The organism is Streptomyces sp. NPDC047853 (genome assembly GCF_043204535.1).
Lineage (GTDB): Bacteria > Actinomycetota > Actinomycetes > Streptomycetales > Streptomycetaceae > Streptomyces.
Window position 1 is genome coordinate 310,862 of the sequence record NZ_JBIDCI010000002.1, and the last position, 16,635, is coordinate 327,496.

Below are 16,635 nucleotides of genomic sequence, written 5' to 3' on the forward strand. Positions count from 1 at the left end.
CGGGCCGCACGCGCGCGTGGGGTGGGTACCGCGTCAGCTCTTCGTCACTCGCCCGCCGGGTCACCGCCGCCCGGCTCGCCGGTCGCTCCGCCGTCGGTGCCGCCGGTCGGGTCCCCGGTGGGGTCGCCCGTCGGGTCGCCGGTCGGGTCGGTGGTCGGGTCGTCCGTCGGCGTCGTCGGGTCCGTCGTCGGGTCGCCCGTGGGGTCACCGGTCGGGTCCTGCGTGACGCTCTGCGACGGCGTGTACGACGGCGTGTACGAGGGCGTGTAGCCCCCGTCGCCCGTGCCGCCCCCGCCGTTGCCCTGCTCGGTGCCCGGGTCGGTGGTCTCCTGCGTCTCCTCGTCGCTGGGTGACGAGGAGGCCGACTCCTTGCCGGTGCTCTGCGAGGTGGTCGCCGAGGGGCTCTTGTCCGTCTCGCCGCCGCCCTTGCCGCCGTCGTCGTTGTTGAGGGCCAGCGCGACGCCCGCGGCGATGGCGATCACCGCGAGGACGGCCAGTATCCACAGCTTGCCGCGGCCGCTGCCCTTGTTGCCGCGTCCCTCGAAGCCGCCGTCGTCGCCCCCGCCGTAGCCGTTCGGCAGGATCGGCTGGGGGATCTGCTGGGTGCCGGAGGCGCCGTGGTCGGGGTGCGGCAGCACCGAGGTGCCCGCGAGACCGGCCGCCGCGATGTGCCGGCCGTCGTGCGCGGTGACCGGGCCGGTGTTCCAGGTGCCGGTGTGGCCGCCCTGCTCGTACAGCATCTGCAGCCCGTACTGGACCAGGCCGCGCATCTCCTCGGCGGTCTGGAAGCGGTCGTCGGGCTCCTTGGCCAGCGAGCGCATCACCAGGCCGTCCAGCTCCGGCGGAGTGGCGTCGGAGACCTCGGACGGGGGCGTCGGGATGTCCTGGACGTGCTGGTAGACCACCGAGAGCGGGGTCTCGCCGGTGAACGGCGGACGCAGCGCGAGGAGTTCGTAGAGCAGGCAGCCCGTCGCGTACAGGTCGGAGCGGTGGTCGACGGCCTTGCCGAGGGCCTGCTCCGGGGAGAGGTACTGCGGGGTGCCCATGACCATGCCGGTCTGCGTCATCGTCGTGGACGCGCCGTGCAGGGCGCGGGCGATGCCGAAGTCCATCACCTTCACCGCGCCGTTGTGCGTGATGATCACGTTGGCCGGCTTGATGTCGCGGTGGACGATGCCGTGCTGGTGCGAGTAGGCGAGCGCCTCCAGGACACCGGAGACGATGATCAGGGCCTGCTCGGGGCCGGGCGCCTCGGCGTTGAGGAGGAGGTCGCGGATGGTGCGCCCCTCGACGATCTCCATCACGATGTACGGCACGGACTGACCGCCGACGAAGTCCTCGCCGGAGTCGTACACGGCCACGATGGCGTGGTGGTTGAGTCCGGCCACCGACTGGGCCTCACGCGTGAAGCGCGCCTTGGAGACCGGGTCCTCGGCGAGGTCGGCGCGCAGCAGTTTGACGGCCACGGTGCGTCCGAGGCGGACGTCCTCGGCGGCGAACACCTCGGCCATGCCGCCCCGCCCGAGCCTGCGGGTCAGCCGGTACCGGCCGTCGCCGACCAGGCCGCCGTTGCCCCAGGTCTCCGGCGCGTCAGCCATACCGCCGCCATTCGCCTCGGGTTCGGACGGGCCCTGGGCGCGCTGCTGCTGTGCCATCAGTCCTCGCCGTCGTTTCTGCCCGCGGTGCGCGCGGTGTTGTTACGGTCTCCGTCGGCCACGCTACAGCCTCCGCGGTGGCCTCCGGTCCGAGATGGGCGCCGGGACCGGCATCGAGACGGACCGGTCATGAAACCCTGGTTCCGTACTGTCGTGCAAATTCCGTGTACCGGCAGTACGCCGGCTGTAACGCTTCCGCGACGCTTCTTTCGCGTACGGTCACGGAACGGGCACCGCGCTTGACGTGTCAGTGCCCTGGGGCAGACTTGGCCGGGAATAGCACTTTCGATCACGAGCGTGCGTGCCGCGGCCGACGGCGCCGACGCCTATGGGGGACGCAGACAATGAGCCAGGACGCCGGACAGGGCCGGTACGCGGGGCGGGCGCTAGCCGGCGGCCGCTACCAGCTGCGCGACTTGCTCGGCGAGGGCGGCATGGCCTCGGTGCACCTGGCGTACGACTCGGTCCTGGACCGTCAGGTCGCGATCAAGACACTCCACACCGAGCTGGGCCGGGAGCAGGCCTTCCGGGAGCGCTTCCGCCGCGAGGCCCAGGCAGTGGCCAAGCTCACGCACACCAACATCGTCTCCGTCTTCGACACCGGCGAGGACGACCTGGGCGGTCTGACGACGCCGTACATCGTCATGGAGTACGTCGAGGGCCGCCCGCTCGGCTCGGTGCTCGACGAGGACGTCCGGCAGCAGGGCGCGATGCCCGCCGACAAGGCGCTGAAGATCACCGCCGACGTGCTGGCGGCGCTGGAGATCAGCCACGAGATGGGCCTGGTCCACCGCGACATCAAGCCGGGCAACGTGATGATGACCAAGCGCGGCGTGGTCAAGGTGATGGACTTCGGCATCGCCCGCGCCATGCAGTCCGGCGTCACCTCGATGACGCAGACCGGCATGGTCGTCGGCACCCCGCAGTACCTCTCGCCGGAACAGGCCCTCGGCCGCGGCGTGGACGCCCGCTCCGACCTGTACTCGGTCGGCATCATGCTCTTCCAACTGGTCACCGGCCGCCTGCCGTTCGACGCCGACTCGCCGCTGGCCATCGCCTACGCGCACGTGCAGGAGGAGCCGGTCGCTCCTTCGTCGGTCAACCGCGCCCTGCCGCCGGCCGTGGACGCGCTGGTGTCCCGCGCACTGAAGAAGAACCCCAACGAGCGCTTCCCCAGCGCCGTGGCCATGCGGGACGAGTGCCTGCGCGTCGCGGCCTCCTTCCAGGCGGCCCCGCCGAGCATCGTGCCGGGCTCGCCCGCGTCGAGCGGCGCGGGCGTCGGCTCCGCGGTGTTCCCGCCGGTCGACCAGAGCGGACCGGTACCCACGGGTCCCGTCCAGACGCCGTACCAGCCGACGCCGGCCCCGGGCCCGTACGGCACCCCGGCGCCCGCCGCGCACGCGCCCGCGTACGGCTACCCCCAGCAGAGCGGCTACCAGACGCCGGCCGCCTCGCCGTACGCGCCGCAGCAGCACCAGGGCGCGTCCACGCCGCCGCCGTACAACCTCACGCCCTCCGCCCCGGCCTCCGGCTCCCCGGGCGGCGGCAAGAGCAACAAGATGGTGGTCATCGGCTCGATCGCGGTCGCCGTCCTGGTGGTCGGCGGTCTGATCGGCGCGCTGACGATGAACGGCGGCGGCGGGGACGACCCCAAGGGCGGTGACACCACCGCCAGCGCCTCCGCGTCGGACACGCAGGCGGCGGGCTACCGCGGGCCGGACAAGACGAAGACGATCGAGAAGGACGAGTGCACCGAGCCCCAGGAGTCGTACAACGACCCCGAGAAGATCCAGGTGCCCGACTTCACCTTCAAGTACATCGGTTCGGTCAAGGAGTGCTTCCAGGCCGCCGGCTGGACGATGGAGGTCGTCGAGGTCGACGAGAACACCTACGGTGAGGGCTCGATCCGGGACCAGTTCCCGACGCCCGGCACGGACGTCGACGAGGACGACATGCCGAAGATCCAGCTCAAGGTCTCGACGGGCAACCCGCCGTCGGCCTGATCCCCCTCAGCGACAGGACGAAGGGCCCGGCGGCAGGTGCCGCCGGGCCCTTCGTCACATCGGTGGGTGGGCTTCCTACAGGTAGGGACCGCCGGAGCGGCCGCCCGGGTGGGGCGGCTCCTCGCCGTCCTGGCCGACGCCCGGCGGCAGTGCGCGGCGCATCTGCTCGAGCTGGGCGCGCGCGGCCATCTGCTGGGCGAACAGGGTGGTCTGGATGCCGTGGAACAGGCCCTCCAGCCAGCCGACCAGCTGCGCCTGGGCGATCCGCAGTTCGGCGTCGGTGGGGGTCGTGTCCTCCGTGAAGGGCAGGGAGAGCCGCTCCAGCTCCTCGACCAGCTCCGGCGCCAGACCGTCCTCCAGCTCCTTCACCGAGCTGGCGTGGATCTCCTTGAGCCGGGCCCGGCTCGCCTCGTCCAGGGGCGCGACGCGTACCTCTTCCAGCAACTGCTTGATCATGCTGCCGATCCGCATGACCTTCGCAGGCTGCTCCACCTGCTCGGTCACCGGGATCTCGCGGGGTTCGTCGTCCCCGCCGCCGCTGCTGAGCGCCATACCGTCCTGGCCGACGACCAGGATCTGGGGGTTCTCCGGCGACCTGTCGTTCCTCGGCATCTCCATGGCGCCATTGTCGCGCACGCGTCCGCCTCGGACGGGCGGTGCCCCCGGGGAAGCGCGGCCCGACACGATCGGCGGCACCCGATATGCCAGTATGACGGCGGGGTGTGAGGCTTGTTCCGTCGATTTCCGCCACTGGTTCTCACCGGGAGGGGGTCACGGACGTGACTCCATGGCTGCGCACCCTGCGAACGACGGGGCTGGTGGGGGTTGTGGGGGTGGGCGCGCTGCTGTCGCCGTTCGGCACAGGGGTGACCTACGGGTCGGAGGTGACGTACGGGTCGGAGGTGGCGTACGGCACGGGGGTGGCGTACGGGTCGGGTCTTGCGGCGGTGGGGACTGCCGGGGTGGTGAAGACGACGGGGGTGGTGACCAGCGCGGTCACAGAGAGGCCCGAACCGGCGGACAGGGCCGCCGTGGGCCCTTCTCCCTCCGTGTCCGCTCCCGCTTCGGGGGCGGGGTCCGGGGGGGACGGTTCCGGCGGGCAGGGGGGGCACGAGCATCCCAGCAACCATGACGGCCCCGGGCGACCCGGGGACCACGACGGACGGGGCGGCTCCGGGGACGACGACGGCCGGGACGCCCCGGGGGCGCGTCCCGGCTCCCCCTCCGCGGAGGAGCCCGGCTCGTCCGGTCGGCCGCCGTCCGGCCCGGCGGGGAGTGCGGCGCGCGGCTCCGGGTCGCCCTCCCCCTCCTCCTCGGCGTCCGGTACCCCGACGGCCGGCCCGGACCCCTCCCGCGCCGGGAGCCGGCCGGGCGAGGGGCGCCGGCGTCCCGGGCGGCCCGCCGACCGGGAGCCCGAGCACGGACGGGTGGACGAGGTGTCCGACCACACCGTGGACGGCGACGGCCTGGACGCCTCCGGGGATCCGGCCGGCGCCCTGCCGCCCGGGAAGGCCACCGCGGTGCCGTCCGCCTCTCCGTCCCGGGGCCGGACCGGCACCGACCAGGCCACCGAGCCCGCGCTGCGGGTCCTGCCTCTGGGCAGCGGCCTGGTCCTCGTCGGCCTCGGCCTGGCCCTGGGGCTCGTCGGGCTGCGCCTGCGCCGCGGATAGACGGCGTCACCGCCGACGCCGCCCCCGGAACCGGCCGCGACGGTGACGCCACCCGGCGCGGGGGCACCGGGCCCGCGTCCCTCGGCGCGGCCCGCCACCGTCGGGACGTGGGCCCCTTTGCACGGGCGCGTGGACCCGCCCCCCTCGGGCAGGAGCCTCCCGGCGCGCGGGCCCCGCCCCACCGTCGCGTGACCCACGTCCCCTCGCCTCACCGGAGCGTGACCCCCGCCCTCTCGGACCGGGGACCGCGCCGGCCCGGCCAGGGCGGGGAGCGAGCCCGCCGCTACGACGAGGTGACCAGCAGCACCTTCCCGATGTGTCCGCTCTCCTCCACGATCCGGTGGGCGGCGGCGGCCTCGCTCATCGGGAGTTCGCGGTCGACGACCGGGCTGACGTGCCCCCCGTCCAGCAGCGGCCAGACATGCTCGCGCACGGCCGCCACGATCGCCGTCTTCTCCTCCAGCGGCCGGGCGCGCAGCGAGGTCGCGCTGACGGCGGCGCGCTTGGCGAGGAGGGTGCCGATGTCCAGCTCGCCCTTCCGGCCGCCCTGCATGCCGATGATCGCGAGCCGGCCGTTGACGGCGAGGGCCCGCACGTTGCGGTCCAGGTACTTGGCGCCCATGTTGTCGAGGATGACGTCGGCGCCCGCGCCGCCCGTGGCCTCCTTCACCTCGGCGACGAAGTCCTGCTCCCGGTAGTTGATCAGGATGTCGGCGCCCAGTTCGGCGCAGCGCTCCAGCTTCTCCGCGGTGCCCGCCGTCACGGCGACCCTGGCGCCGACGGCCTTGGCGAGCTGGATGGCCATGGTGCCGATGCCGCTGGAGCCGCCGTGCACGAGCAGCGTCTCGCCGGGGCGGAGGTGGGAGACCATGAAGACGTTCGACCAGACGGTGCAGACCACCTCGGGCAGGGCCGCGGCCCGCTTGAGGTCGATGCCCTTGGGGACCGGCAGGAGCTGGCCGGCCGGGACGGCGACCTTCTCGGCGTAGCCGCCGCCCGCGAGCAGCGCGCACACCTCGTCGCCGACGGACCAGTCGGACACCCCGGTCCCGACGGCCGCGACCCGCCCGGAGCACTCCAGGCCGGGGTGGGGGGAGGCGCCGGGCGGGGGATCGTAGAAGCCCTGGCGCTGCATGATGTCGGCGCGGTTGACGGCGCTGGCCGTCACCTCGACCAGGACCTCGCCCACGCCGGGCACCGGGTCGGGGGCCTCGGCCCACACCAGCGCCTCGGGGCCTCCGGGTTCGGAAATCGTGATCGCATGCATGGGGGCGACGCTACTCCTGTGCCCCCGGGCGGAGGCGTTCACCTCGGTCCACAGGCGCAAGGTCCTCGGACTTTCGGACCGTCCGTGGGGAAATCCTGTGCGCGACCGATGAGTTTGCGCGATGGTAAAGGTCTCCCCATGGACAACCCAAGAAAGTACTGCCAAGGGCACGTGGCCAGGAGCACACCGCCGCGACCGCCCGACCGAGAAGGCGGAAGGACCCCCCAGCATGAGCACGCAGACGTCCGGACTAGCGATCGAGACCGCGGGGCTGGTGAAGACGTTCGGTGAGACCCGCGCCGTGGACGGGGTGGACCTGGCGGTGCCCGCCGGCACGGTCTACGGCGTACTCGGACCGAACGGCGCGGGCAAGACCACCACGGTGAAGATGCTCGCCACCCTGCTGCGGCCGGACAGCGGCCAGGCCCACGTCTTCGGCCGCGACGTCGTCCGCGAGGCCGACGAGGTACGCAGCCGGGTGAGCCTCACCGGGCAGTACGCCTCCGTGGACGAGGACCTCACCGGCACCGAGAACCTGACCCTGCTGGGCCGGCTCCTCGGTCACGGCAAGAAGGCGTCGCTGGAGCGGAGCGAGCAGCTGCTGGCGGCGTTCGGACTGACGGACGCCGCGGCGAAGCAGGTCAAGCACTACTCCGGTGGCATGCGGCGGCGTATCGACATCGCCGCCTCCATCCTCAACACCCCGGATCTGCTCTTTCTCGACGAGCCGACGACCGGCCTCGACCCGCGCAGCCGCAACCAGGTGTGGGACATCGTGCGCGCGGTCGTCGCCCAGGGCACGACCGTGCTGCTGACCACGCAGTATCTCGACGAGGCCGACCAGCTGGCGTCCCGGATCGCCGTCATCGACAAGGGCCGGGTGATCGCCGAGGGCACCAAGGGCGAGCTGAAGGCGTCCGTCGGCGCCGGCTCCGTCCACCTGCGGCTGCGGAACGCGGAACAGCGGCCCGAGGCCGAGCGGCTGCTGCGCGACCTCCTGACCGCCGAGATCCAGCTGGAGCCGGATCCGGTGGCGCTGACCGCCCGCCTGGCGACGGCGGCGAGCGACGCCGCCGCCGACCTGGCCGCCAAGGCGCTCGGCGAGCTGGTCCGGCAGGGCATCACCGTGGACAACTTCTCCCTGGGACAGCCCAGCCTCGACGAGGTCTTCCTGGCGCTGACCGGGCGCGACACCGGCCAGAACACCGGCAACGGCACCGACGACACCACCGGCACCGGCCCTGACACGAAGGACGAGGTGGCGGCATGAGCACGGCCACGAGCACCGAGACCAAGGAACTCTCCACGGTCAGCACCGAGTCGCTGGCGGCCCTGCTGGTCGCCAAGGAGCGGCCGCCACGGCCCAGCGCGCTCTCCACGTCCGTGACGTTCGGCTGGCGCGCGATGCTCAAGATCAAGCACGTGCCGGAGCAGCTCTTCGACGTCACCGCGTTCCCGATCATGAACCTGCTGATGTTCACGTACCTCTTCGGCGGTGCGCTGGCGGGTTCGCCCAGCGAGTACATCCAGTTCGTGCTGCCGGGCATCCTCGTGATGTCGGTCGTGATGATCACGATGTACACCGGGGTCTCGGTGAACATCGACATCGAGAAGGGCGTCTTCGACCGCTTCCGCTCGCTGCCCATCTGGCGGCCCTCGGCGATGGTCGGCTATCTGCTCGGTGACATGCTGCGCTACACCATCGCGTCGGTCGTCATGCTCGCCATGGGCCTGCTGCTCGGCTACCGGCCGGACGGCGGGTTCCTGGGGGTGGTCGCCGGGATCGCGCTGCTGCTGGTGTTCTCGTTCGCCTTCTCGTGGATCTGGACGATGTTCGGGCTCATGATGCGCTCCGAGAAGTCGGTGATGAGCGTCAGCATGATGGTGATCTTCCCGCTCACCTTCCTGTCCAACGTCTTCGTCGACCCGAAGACCATGCCGGGCTGGCTGCAGGCGTTCGTCAACAACAGCCCGATCACCCACCTGGCGTCCGCGGTGCGGGGCCTGATGGCCGGTGAGTGGCCCGGCGCCGAGATCGCCTGGACGCTGGGCTGGGCGGGTGTGCTCCTGCTGGTCTTCGGTCCCGTCACGATGCGGCTCTACAACCGCAAGTAGTCCCTCGCGTACGCGCCCGCTGCCCCGTCAGTCGCGGGGCAGCGGGCGGGCGTCGGGCGCCACATGGGTGGCCGGCGTCGCCCGCACGATCGTGATCAGACGGTCGGCCAACTCCAGTCCGCCGACGGCCGGGTCGTCGTAGCCCAGCACCCGGTGTCCGCGCACGACGCTCACCACCAGGTCGTCCGTCTCGCGCGGGCTCCGGCCCACCTCGGCCTTTATGACCGGCCGCTCGACCAGGTCGAGTCCGCTGCCCTGGCTGATGAGGTCCTCCATGACCATGCCGGCGGCCGGGCTGAGCACGGAGAGCCCGAGCAGGCGGCCCGCGGCGCTGGCGCTGGTGATCACGGCGTCGGCGCCGGACTGCTTCAGCAGCGGCGCGTTCTCCTCCTCGCGGACCGCGACGACGATCTTCGCGCCCCGGTTGAGCTGCCGGGCCGTCAGCGTCACCAGTACGGCCGTGTCGTCCCGCTGGGTGGCGATGATGATCTGCTTCGCCCGGTACACCTCGGCGCGGTTCAGCACGTCACTGCGGGTCGCGTCCCCTATCACCCCCGCGTAGCCGTGGGCCGTCGCGGCCTCGATGGCCTTGCCGCTCGGGTCGACCACCACGACCTGCTCCTTGCGCAGACCGGTCGCGCAGACGGTCTGGATCGCCGACCGCCCCTTGGTGCCGAAACCGACGACGACGGTGTGATCGCGCAAGGTGGACCTCCAGCGGTTCAGGCGCCACTCCTCCCGAGTGCGCTCGGTGAGGGCTTCCAGGGTGGTGCCGACCAGAATGATCAGGAACATCACACGCAGCGGCGTGATGACGAAGATGTTGGTCAGCCGGGCCGCGTCACTGACGGGCGTGATGTCGCCGTACCCGGTCGTGGAGAGGGTGACGGTGGCGTAGTAGAAGGCGTCGAGGAGATCGACGGAGCCGTCGGAGTTGTCGTTGTAGCCGTCCGCGTCGGCGTAGACGATGAACGCCGTCGCCAGGAGGACCACGAGGGCCAGGGACAGCCTCTTGCCGACCTGGCGGATGGGGTGCTCCACCAGCTTTCGCGGGAGTTTCACCCGATGGGTCACGAGATGCTCGTCCGCCTGGCGGGCGATCGCGTCCTGGCCCGGAAGTTTCACGTGAAACACACTCCGATTCCGCCGGTGGTCCAGGGCAGGTCGAGCAACTCGGTCTCCTGCCCCGGCCGCGCACCGCCCGGAGGTACGACGGCCAAGGCGTCGGCGGCGGCGATGCCGCGCAGCATGGCCGGTCCGTTGTAGCGCAGCGGCACGGCGCCGTCGCCCCGCAGGACGACGGGGACGAGCCGGGTGTCGTGGGGATGCCCGTGCACCGCGTCCCGCAGGGGCAGCGCGTACGGCTCCGGTGCCGGGCGGGCGGCGAGGGTGCGCAGCAGCGGCTCGGCGAGGGTGAGCAGCCCGGAGATCGCGGCGAGGGGGTTGCCGGGGAGGCCGACGAGGTGCTGCTGCTCCTTGGTCCGGGCCAGCAGCATCGGGTGGCCGGGGCGCACCTTGACGCCGTCCACGAGCAGTTCGGCACCGATCCGGCCCAGGACCGGGTGGACGTGGTCGACGGGGCCCGCCGCGGTGCCGCCGGTCGTGACGATCAGGTCGGCGTCGGAGGCCGTGACGGTGCGGTACAGGTCCTCGGCGTCGTCGCCGATCCGGCGGACCGTGCGGACCTCGGCACCCAGGGCGCGCAGCCAGGGGGGCAGCATCGGTCCGAGCGCGTCCCGGATGAGGCCGTCGTGCGGCAGTCCCCCGGTGAGCAGCTCGTCACCGAGGACCAGGACGTCGACGCGGGGACGGGGGACCGCGGTGAGCGTGTCGTAGCCGGCGGCCGCCGCGAGACCGAGCACCGCCGGGGTCACCAGGGTGCCGACGGGCAGGAGCTGGTCGCCGCTGCGGCACTCCTGACCCCGTGGGCGGATGTCCTGGCCCTGGGCGACGTCGCGGGTGGCCCCCAGCCGGTCCCTGCCGTCGGTGCGGCCGTGTTCGGTGCGCAGGACGGCGGTGGTGTCCTGCGGGACGCGGGCGCCGGTGGCGATGCGGACGGCCTCGCCGTCGGTGAGGCGCGCGGGCTCCGCGTGCCCGGCCAGCACGCCCTCGCCGCGTACCGTCCAGGGGCCCGGTCCGGCGACGGCCCAGCCGTCCATCGCCGAGGTGTCGAAGGAGGGCAGGTCGGTGAGGGCTGCCAGGGGCGCGGCCAGGGTCAGCCCGAGGGCCGCGTCCAGGGGCGCGGAGACCGGGGCCCGGTGGGCGGCGCGCACGGCGGCGCGGGCGGCGCGTTCGGCGGCTGCGCGGGCTTCGGGCCAGGGTGTCGCGCCGTGGTCGGGGACCGGCGGTGAGTGCGGGGTGCCGTGCTGCGGGGTGCCGTGGTGCGCGGCGGGTGTGGGCGCCGCGGGGTCGGGGGCGCCGTGCGAGGGGCCGGGGGCGCCGTGCGGAGGGCCGGGCTTCTCCTTCACGAGGGCGAGCGCCTCCTCCACGTCGAGGTCTTCCGCTTCCTCGTCCGCCCGCGTGCCGGGGGAGGCCATCAGGCGTCCGGCCGGGTGTCGGGGGTGGCGTCGGCCGCCACGTCGGGGCGTCCCGCGGCGGGGGCGGACGCGGAGGCGGCCTCCTCGGCCCAGCGCTCGGCGAGGGCCGTCGCCCTGCGGACGGCCTCGGCGACGGCCTCGGGGCTCCCTCCGGCCCGCCCGGCCGCGTAACCGACCAGGAAGGTGGTCAGCGGGGCCGCGGGCCTGGCCACACCGTGGGCGGCGTCCCGGGCGAGGTCGAGCAGGAGGCCGGTGTCGACGTCGAGATCGATGCCCAACTCGTCCTTGGCTGCGGAGATCCATTCATCCAACACGTGACCATGCTCCCTGATGCGTGCCCTTGCGGTGGCGATGTCGTCCCAGGTGTCGCAGTCGAAGGACGCGACGGCGTCCGGAACGCGGATGAGGCGGAGGGCGCCGGTCAGACGACGCAGCGGCAGCCCGGCGAGATCCGCCCCGCCCGCGGTGAGCGCGGCCAGTTCGCGGCGCAGCGCCTGCGCACGGTAGGCGGCGACGAGGGGCTGGTCGCGGCCGTCGGCGTCGGTGAGCAGCACACCGTCGGCGTCGCCCGCGGTGAGCGCCGACAGCAGGTGCCCGACGGTGGACCCGGCGAGGAAGGGCAGGTCGGCGGAGAGCACCAGGACGTGCTCCGCCGAGGTGTGGCGCAGACCCGCGGCCAGGGCGGCGAGCGGTCCGCCACCGGGCGGCTCCTCGCGGGCCCAGGTCACCGGGCGGGCGGTGGGCCGTATTCCGGCGACGACGACGGTGGTCCGCGCTCCGGCGCAGGCGGCGAGCACGCGGTCGAGCAGCGCGCGTCCGCCCACGCGCAGGCCCGGCTTGTCCGCGCCGCCGAGCCGGCGGGCGGCCCCTCCGGCGAGCACGACGGCGTCGTACCCGGCGGACGCCGGGCCCGGCGCGGGTGCGGTGCCGGCGCCGGGTTCACCGGTGGGCTCGTACGCGGTCACCCCCTGAGTATGCGGCCCTGTCCGATCACAGGGAACGCGGGGGAGCCCGCACGATCAGAGAGTGCGCGTCGGCACCGCTGTCACAGGGTGCGCAGCAGCACCGCCGGCTGTTCCACGCAGTCCGCTACGTACCGCAGGAAACCGCCCGCCGTGCCACCGTCGCACACCCGGTGATCGAAGGTCAGGGACAGCTGGACGACCTGACGCACCGCCAACTCCCCCTCGTACACCCATGGCTTGGGGACGATGCGACCGACGCCGAGCATCGCCGCCTCGGGGTGGTTGAGGATCGGTGTGGACCCGTCGACGCCGAACACGCCGTAGTTGTTCAACGTGAAGGTGCCACCGGTCACCTCACCGGGCGTCAGCCGGCCCGCCCGGGCCGACTCGGTCAGCCGGGCGAACTCCGCGGTGAGCGCCTCGGCGTCCCGCGCGTGGGCGTCCCGGACGACCGGCACGACCAGCCCCCGGTCCGTCTGGGCGGCGAAACCGAGGTGGACCTGGTCGAGTTGGACGATCTCCCGGGCCTCCGTGTCGACCGTGGAGTTCAGCTCGGGGAAGCGGGCCAGCGCGGCCGTGCAGATCCTGGCGAGCAGGGCGACGAGGGAGATCCTCGGCCCGCCGCCGGCGTTCATCGCGGTGCGCGCCCGCATCAGCTCGGTCGCGTCGGCGTCCACCCAGCAGGTCGCGTCCGGGATCTCACGCCGGCTGCGGGAGAGCTTGTCGGCGACGGCGCCGCGGACGCCCTTGAGGGGGGTGCGGATCCCGCCGGACCGCGCCGCCGAGGAGGCGGAGGACGCGCCGGACACACCGGCGGCCGGGGTCCGTACCGCACCTGCCGTGAGCGCCCCGTCCGCCGGGACCGCCGTACGGCTCCCCTGCGCGGCGGCGGCGCGCAGCGCGTACTCCACGTCCGCGCGCAGGATCAGCCCGTCGGGGCCGGAGCCGGTCAGCTCGCGCAGGTCCAGGTCGTGCTGCCGGGCCAGCCTGCGCACCAGCGGCGAGATGACGGGGACCGGGCCCTCCGGCGCGGGATCCGCCCCGCGGTCCCGGCCGTTCATCCGTGCACCCGCCGCGAGGGTCGCCGGCCGGTCCGGCCGGACCCGGCGCCGACGGGCGGGCGCCTCGGAGGTGCCGTATCCGACGAGGACGTTGCCCGAGCCCTCGCTCCTGGGCTCCCCGGTCCCCGGCTCCCCGGTCCTCGGTCCCCCGGGGCCCGCGGAACCTCCTCGCGCCGGCTCCGCCGCCTCACCGCCGCCGTCCGCGTCAGGCGCCGGGCGGGCGGCGGCGCTCTCGCCCACCGCCACCGTCAGCAGCGGTGCCCCGACGGGCAGCTCCGCGCCCTCCTCGCCGAAGCGGGCGGTGACCACGCCGCCGTAGGGGCAGGGCACCTCGACCATCGCCTTGGCCGTCTCGACCTCGACGACCGGCTGGTCGACGGCGACGACTTCGCCGACCTCCACCAGCCAGCGCACGATCTCCGCCTCGGTGAGCCCCTCACCGAGGTCGGGGAGCTTGAACTCCAGCACCTGTGCCATCAGCTTTCGGCCTCCCACTGCAGGCGCCCCACGGCGTCCAGGATCCGGTCCACACCGGGCAGGTGGTGACGCTCCAGCATCGGCGGCGGATACGGGATGTCGAACCCGGCCACACGCAGCACCGGCGCCTCCAGGTGGTGGAAGCAGCGCTCCGTGACCCGGGCCGCGATCTCCCCGCCCGGGCCCCCGAAGGCACCCGACTCGTGGACGACGACCGCGCGTCCCGTCCGCCGCACCGAAGCGCACACCGTCTCGTCGTCGAACGGCACCAGGGAGCGCAGATCGACGACTTCGAGGTCCCAGCCCTCGGCCCGGGCCGCCTCGGCCGCCTCCATGCAGGCGACCAGCGACGGTCCGTACGTGATGAGTGTGGCGCTCCGACCGGGGCGCCGCACCACCGCGCGGCCCACCGGCTCAACGGATGCCGGCTCCTCCGGGTTCCAGGCGGCCTTCGACCAGTACAGGCGCTTGGGTTCGAGGAAGACCACCGGGTCGTCGGAGGCGATGGACGCGCGCAGCAGCCCGTAGGCGTCGACGACGGTCGCCGGCGTCACGACATGGAGCCCCGGAGTCGCCATGTAGTACGCCTCGGACGAGTCGCTGTGGTGCTCGACGCCGCCGATGCCGCCGCCGTAGGGGACGCGGATGGTCAGCGGCAGGGGCATCTTCCCGCGGGTGCGGTTGCGCATCTTGGTGACATGGCTGACGACCTGCTCGAACGCCGGGTAGGCGAAGGCGTCGAACTGCATCTCCACGACCGGGCGCAGCCCGTACATCGCCATGCCGACCGCCGTGCCGAGGATGCCGGCCTCGGCGAGCGGGGTGTCCGTGCAGCGGTCCTCGCCGAACTCCGCGGCCAGTCCGTCGGTGACCCGGAAGACACCACCGAGGGCGCCCACGTCCTCGCCCAGGACGTGCACGCCCGGATCGGCGGCCATGGCGTCGCGCAGCGCGCGCGTGAGGGCCTGCGCCATGGTGGCCGGCCTGGCGGCGACCGTGGTCATCGGTGTCCCCCTTCGGACGCCCCGGACTCGGCCTCCGCCGCCAGCTCGGCGCGCAACAGGTCGCGCTGCTCGCGCAGCTGCGGGGTGGGCTCGGCGTAGACGTGGGCGAACAGGTCCATCGGGTCCAGCCGCGGGTCCTGGTTCATGCGGGCGCGCAGGTCGGCGGCCATGGTCTCGGCGGCCTCGCGGGCGGCCCCGATGCCGTCCTCGTCGAGCAGGCCGCGCTCGGTCAGCTCCCGCTGGAGCAGCTCGATCGGGTCGTGCCGACGCCAGGCCTCGACCTCGGCTTCCCCCCGGTAACGCGTCGCGTCGTCGGCGTTGGTGTGCGCCTCGACGCGGTACGTCACCGCCTCCACCAGGGTCGGGCCGCCGCCCTCACGCGCGTGGCGTACGGCGTCGGTGAGCACCTCGTGCACGGCGGCCGCGTCGTTGCCGTCGACCAGGCGGCCGGGCATCCCGTAGCCGACGGCCTTGTGGGCCAGCGACGGGGCCGCGGTCTGCTTGGCGAGCGGGACGGAGATCGCGAAGCCGTTGTTCTGCACGAGGAAGACGACCGGGGCCTGCCAGACGGCGGCGAAGTTCAGCGCCTCGTGGAAGTCGCCCTCGCTGGTGCCGCCGTCGCCGACCATGGCCAGCGCGACCACGTCGTCGCCCTTGAGGCGGGCGGCGTGGGCCAGACCCACGGCGTGCGGCAGCTGGGTGGCGAGCGGCGTGGACAGCGGGGCGACCCGGTGCTCGTAGGGGTCGTAGCCGGTGTGCCAGTCACCGCGCAGCAGGGTGAGCGCCTCGACGGGGTCGACGCCGCGGGAGACGACGGCGAGCGTGTCGCGGTAGCTGGGGAAGAGCCAGTCCCGCTCGTCGAGGGCCAGCGCGGCGGCGACCTCGCAGGCCTCCTGGCCGGTGCTGGACGGGTAGACGGCCAGTCGGCCCTGTTTGGTCAGTGCCGTCGCCTGCGCGTTGTACCGCCGGCCGCTGACCAGCCGGGCGTACAGCGTGCGCAGCAGCTCGGGGTCGGCCTGTCCGGCGGCCTTGGTGCCGAGGACGCGGTACGGCTCCGCGTCGGGCAGCAGCGGCGCGGGGTCGGTACGGGGCTGCCAGGCGGGCGGCGGTGTGGGCCGGTAAGCGCCCCGCTGCTCCATGACCGTCATGACGGCACCTCCTCGTGGGAGCGGCTTCGGGCTCGCCACGGGTGTGACGGGCCTCACCTACCGATTGTTCGGTCGCCGGCACATTTTGGCTACAGGCGGCCCCAGGCTGTGGACAAACGGTTCTCCACAACCTGAGATGGACGCAGGACGTCCATGGCGGGAAGGCGGGGACACGTGGCATCTGAACAAATGGCCGATCGCCCGCGGGACGCCGAGGACCCGGACGGCGCCGGGGCCCCGCCGCCCGCCCGTCCGCTGGACGCCATCGACCAGGACATCCTGCGCATGCTCCAGGCGGACGGGCGCGCCTCGATACGCTCGGTCGCCGAGCGGGTGCACGTCTCGCGCGCCAACGCCTACGCCCGCATCAACCGGCTCGTCGAGGACGGTGTCATCCGCGGTTTCGGCGCCCGCGTCGACCACGAGCGGGCGGGGCACGGCACCTCGGCCTACATCACCCTGAAGATCGTCCAGAACTCCTGGCGCACCGTCCGCGCCCAGCTGCGGCAGCTCCCCGGGGCCTCCCACATCGCCCTGGTGGGTGGTGATTTCGACGTCCTACTCCTGGTGCACACGCCCGACAACCGGGCCCTGCGCGAGCTGGTGCTCACCCGGCTCCAAGCCATCCCGGAGGTGCTCAGCACCCGCACCCTGCTGGTCTTCGAGACCGAGGACCTGGAACCGCAGAGCTGACCGCCGGGCCGGGAAGGCCGCCGGCGACCGGACCACGGCA

At 73.3% G+C, this 16,635-nt stretch carries 15 protein-coding genes; 5 read left to right on the forward strand and 10 right to left on the reverse strand.

The genetic code is table 11. From position 1 onward, the window contains the following. Positions 1–44: 44 nt before the first annotated feature. Positions 45–1,655, reverse strand: a complete 1,611-nt coding sequence (locus ACGF5T_RS05405; RefSeq protein ID WP_356602530.1) for a protein kinase — start codon at positions 1,653–1,655, stop codon at positions 45–47. 344 nt (positions 1,656–1,999) lie between these two features. Here ACGF5T_RS05405 and ACGF5T_RS05410 point away from each other — a divergent pair, with 344 nt between their 5' ends. Further along, positions 2,000–3,658 carry a protein kinase gene (locus ACGF5T_RS05410; protein WP_356602532.1) on the forward strand — a complete coding sequence of 553 codons (1,659 nt, stop codon included), beginning with the start codon at positions 2,000–2,002 and terminating at the stop codon, positions 3,656–3,658. 75 nt (positions 3,659–3,733) lie between these two features. On the opposite strand, the gene ACGF5T_RS05415 is transcribed toward ACGF5T_RS05410, so the two are convergent. Together ACGF5T_RS05415 and ACGF5T_RS05420 are read right to left on the reverse strand one after the other, a co-directional pair. Then, positions 3,734–4,276, reverse strand: a complete 543-nt coding sequence (locus ACGF5T_RS05415; RefSeq protein WP_356602534.1) for a bacterial proteasome activator family protein — start codon at positions 4,274–4,276, stop codon at positions 3,734–3,736. 253 nt (positions 4,277–4,529) lie between these two features. Next, positions 4,530–4,658, reverse strand: coding sequence for a hypothetical protein (locus ACGF5T_RS05420; RefSeq protein WP_366766508.1), 129 nt, complete (start codon positions 4,656–4,658; stop codon positions 4,530–4,532). Positions 4,659–5,085: 427 nt separating this feature from the next. Here ACGF5T_RS05420 and ACGF5T_RS05425 point away from each other — a divergent pair, with 427 nt between their 5' ends. Continuing rightward, positions 5,086–5,328 carry a hypothetical protein gene (locus tag ACGF5T_RS05425; RefSeq protein ID WP_366766509.1) on the forward strand — a complete coding sequence of 81 codons (243 nt, stop codon included), beginning with the start codon at positions 5,086–5,088 and terminating at the stop codon, positions 5,326–5,328. 283 nt (positions 5,329–5,611) lie between these two features. Here the strand turns inward: ACGF5T_RS05425 and ACGF5T_RS05430 are convergent, their stop codons facing one another. After that, entirely contained in the window at positions 5,612–6,595 is a 984-nt protein-coding gene (locus ACGF5T_RS05430) for an NAD(P)H-quinone oxidoreductase (RefSeq protein ID WP_356602538.1), read from the reverse strand. Between the two features lie 229 nt (positions 6,596–6,824). On the opposite strand from ACGF5T_RS05430, the gene ACGF5T_RS05435 reads away from it, so the two are divergent. Continuing rightward, positions 6,825–7,865: an ATP-binding cassette domain-containing protein gene (locus tag ACGF5T_RS05435; RefSeq protein WP_361016035.1), complete on the forward strand. Its 1,041-nt coding sequence runs from the start codon at positions 6,825–6,827 to the stop codon at positions 7,863–7,865. After that, a complete protein-coding gene (locus ACGF5T_RS05440; protein ID WP_356602542.1) occupies positions 7,862–8,710 on the forward strand; it encodes an ABC transporter permease in 849 nt (282 codons plus the stop codon). The genes ACGF5T_RS05435 and ACGF5T_RS05440 overlap by 4 nt, the downstream gene beginning before the upstream one ends. A gap of 27 nt (positions 8,711–8,737) precedes the next feature. Here ACGF5T_RS05440 and ACGF5T_RS05445 read toward each other — a convergent pair whose 3' ends face one another. The 6 genes from ACGF5T_RS05445 to pdhA form a co-directional block, all read right to left on the reverse strand. Continuing rightward, positions 8,738–9,835: a potassium channel family protein gene (locus ACGF5T_RS05445; RefSeq protein WP_356602544.1), complete on the reverse strand. Its 1,098-nt coding sequence runs from the start codon at positions 9,833–9,835 to the stop codon at positions 8,738–8,740. Next, positions 9,832–11,247, reverse strand: a complete 1,416-nt coding sequence (locus ACGF5T_RS05450) for a molybdopterin molybdotransferase MoeA (RefSeq protein WP_366766510.1) — start codon at positions 11,245–11,247, stop codon at positions 9,832–9,834. Before ACGF5T_RS05450 ends, ACGF5T_RS05445 begins: the two co-directional genes overlap by 4 nt. Beyond that, the gene (locus ACGF5T_RS05455; protein WP_366766511.1) at positions 11,247–12,212 is read right to left on the reverse strand and encodes an NTP transferase domain-containing protein; all 966 of its coding nucleotides are present in this window, start codon (positions 12,210–12,212) and stop codon (positions 11,247–11,249) included. The genes ACGF5T_RS05450 and ACGF5T_RS05455 overlap by 1 nt, the downstream gene beginning before the upstream one ends. A gap of 80 nt (positions 12,213–12,292) precedes the next feature. Continuing rightward, positions 12,293–13,750: a dihydrolipoamide acetyltransferase family protein gene (locus tag ACGF5T_RS05460; RefSeq protein ID WP_366766512.1), complete on the reverse strand. Its 1,458-nt coding sequence runs from the start codon at positions 13,748–13,750 to the stop codon at positions 12,293–12,295. Further along, positions 13,750–14,754, reverse strand: a complete 1,005-nt coding sequence (locus ACGF5T_RS05465) for an alpha-ketoacid dehydrogenase subunit beta (RefSeq protein ID WP_366766513.1) — start codon at positions 14,752–14,754, stop codon at positions 13,750–13,752. The genes ACGF5T_RS05460 and ACGF5T_RS05465 overlap by 1 nt, the downstream gene beginning before the upstream one ends. Beyond that, positions 14,751–15,902 (reverse strand): pyruvate dehydrogenase (acetyl-transferring) E1 component subunit alpha, encoded by a 1,152-nt coding sequence (pdhA, locus tag ACGF5T_RS05470; protein WP_366766514.1) that lies wholly within the window; start codon positions 15,900–15,902, stop codon positions 14,751–14,753. Before pdhA ends, ACGF5T_RS05465 begins: the two co-directional genes overlap by 4 nt. A 189-nt stretch (positions 15,903–16,091) precedes the next feature. Between pdhA and ACGF5T_RS05475 the strand changes: the two genes are divergently transcribed. Continuing rightward, positions 16,092–16,595, forward strand: coding sequence for an Lrp/AsnC family transcriptional regulator (locus ACGF5T_RS05475; protein WP_356602997.1), 504 nt, complete (start codon positions 16,092–16,094; stop codon positions 16,593–16,595). Positions 16,596–16,635 lie beyond the last annotated feature (40 nt).

Bases quoted from the DNA above. Each gene is read 5' to 3' on its own strand.
- ACGF5T_RS05405 (WP_356602530.1), bottom strand. From the start codon at position 1,655: ATGGCACAGCAGCAGCGCGCCCAGGGCCCGTCCGAACCCGAGGCGAAT.
- ACGF5T_RS05410 (WP_356602532.1), top strand. From the start codon at position 2,000: ATGAGCCAGGACGCCGGACAGGGCCGGTACGCGGGGCGGGCGCTAGCC.
- ACGF5T_RS05415 (WP_356602534.1), bottom strand. From the start codon at position 4,276: ATGGAGATGCCGAGGAACGACAGGTCGCCGGAGAACCCCCAGATCCTG.
- ACGF5T_RS05430 (WP_356602538.1), bottom strand. From the start codon at position 6,595: ATGCATGCGATCACGATTTCCGAACCCGGAGGCCCCGAGGCGCTGGTG.
- ACGF5T_RS05435 (WP_361016035.1), top strand. From the start codon at position 6,825: ATGAGCACGCAGACGTCCGGACTAGCGATCGAGACCGCGGGGCTGGTG.
- ACGF5T_RS05440 (WP_356602542.1), top strand. From the start codon at position 7,862: ATGAGCACGGCCACGAGCACCGAGACCAAGGAACTCTCCACGGTCAGC.
- ACGF5T_RS05450 (WP_366766510.1), bottom strand. From the start codon at position 11,247: ATGGCCTCCCCCGGCACGCGGGCGGACGAGGAAGCGGAAGACCTCGAC.
- ACGF5T_RS05460 (WP_366766512.1), bottom strand. From the start codon at position 13,750: ATGGCACAGGTGCTGGAGTTCAAGCTCCCCGACCTCGGTGAGGGGCTC.
- ACGF5T_RS05465 (WP_366766513.1), bottom strand. From the start codon at position 14,754: ATGACCACGGTCGCCGCCAGGCCGGCCACCATGGCGCAGGCCCTCACG.
- pdhA (WP_366766514.1), bottom strand. From the start codon at position 15,902: ATGACGGTCATGGAGCAGCGGGGCGCTTACCGGCCCACACCGCCGCCC.
- ACGF5T_RS05475 (WP_356602997.1), top strand. From the start codon at position 16,092: ATGGCCGATCGCCCGCGGGACGCCGAGGACCCGGACGGCGCCGGGGCC.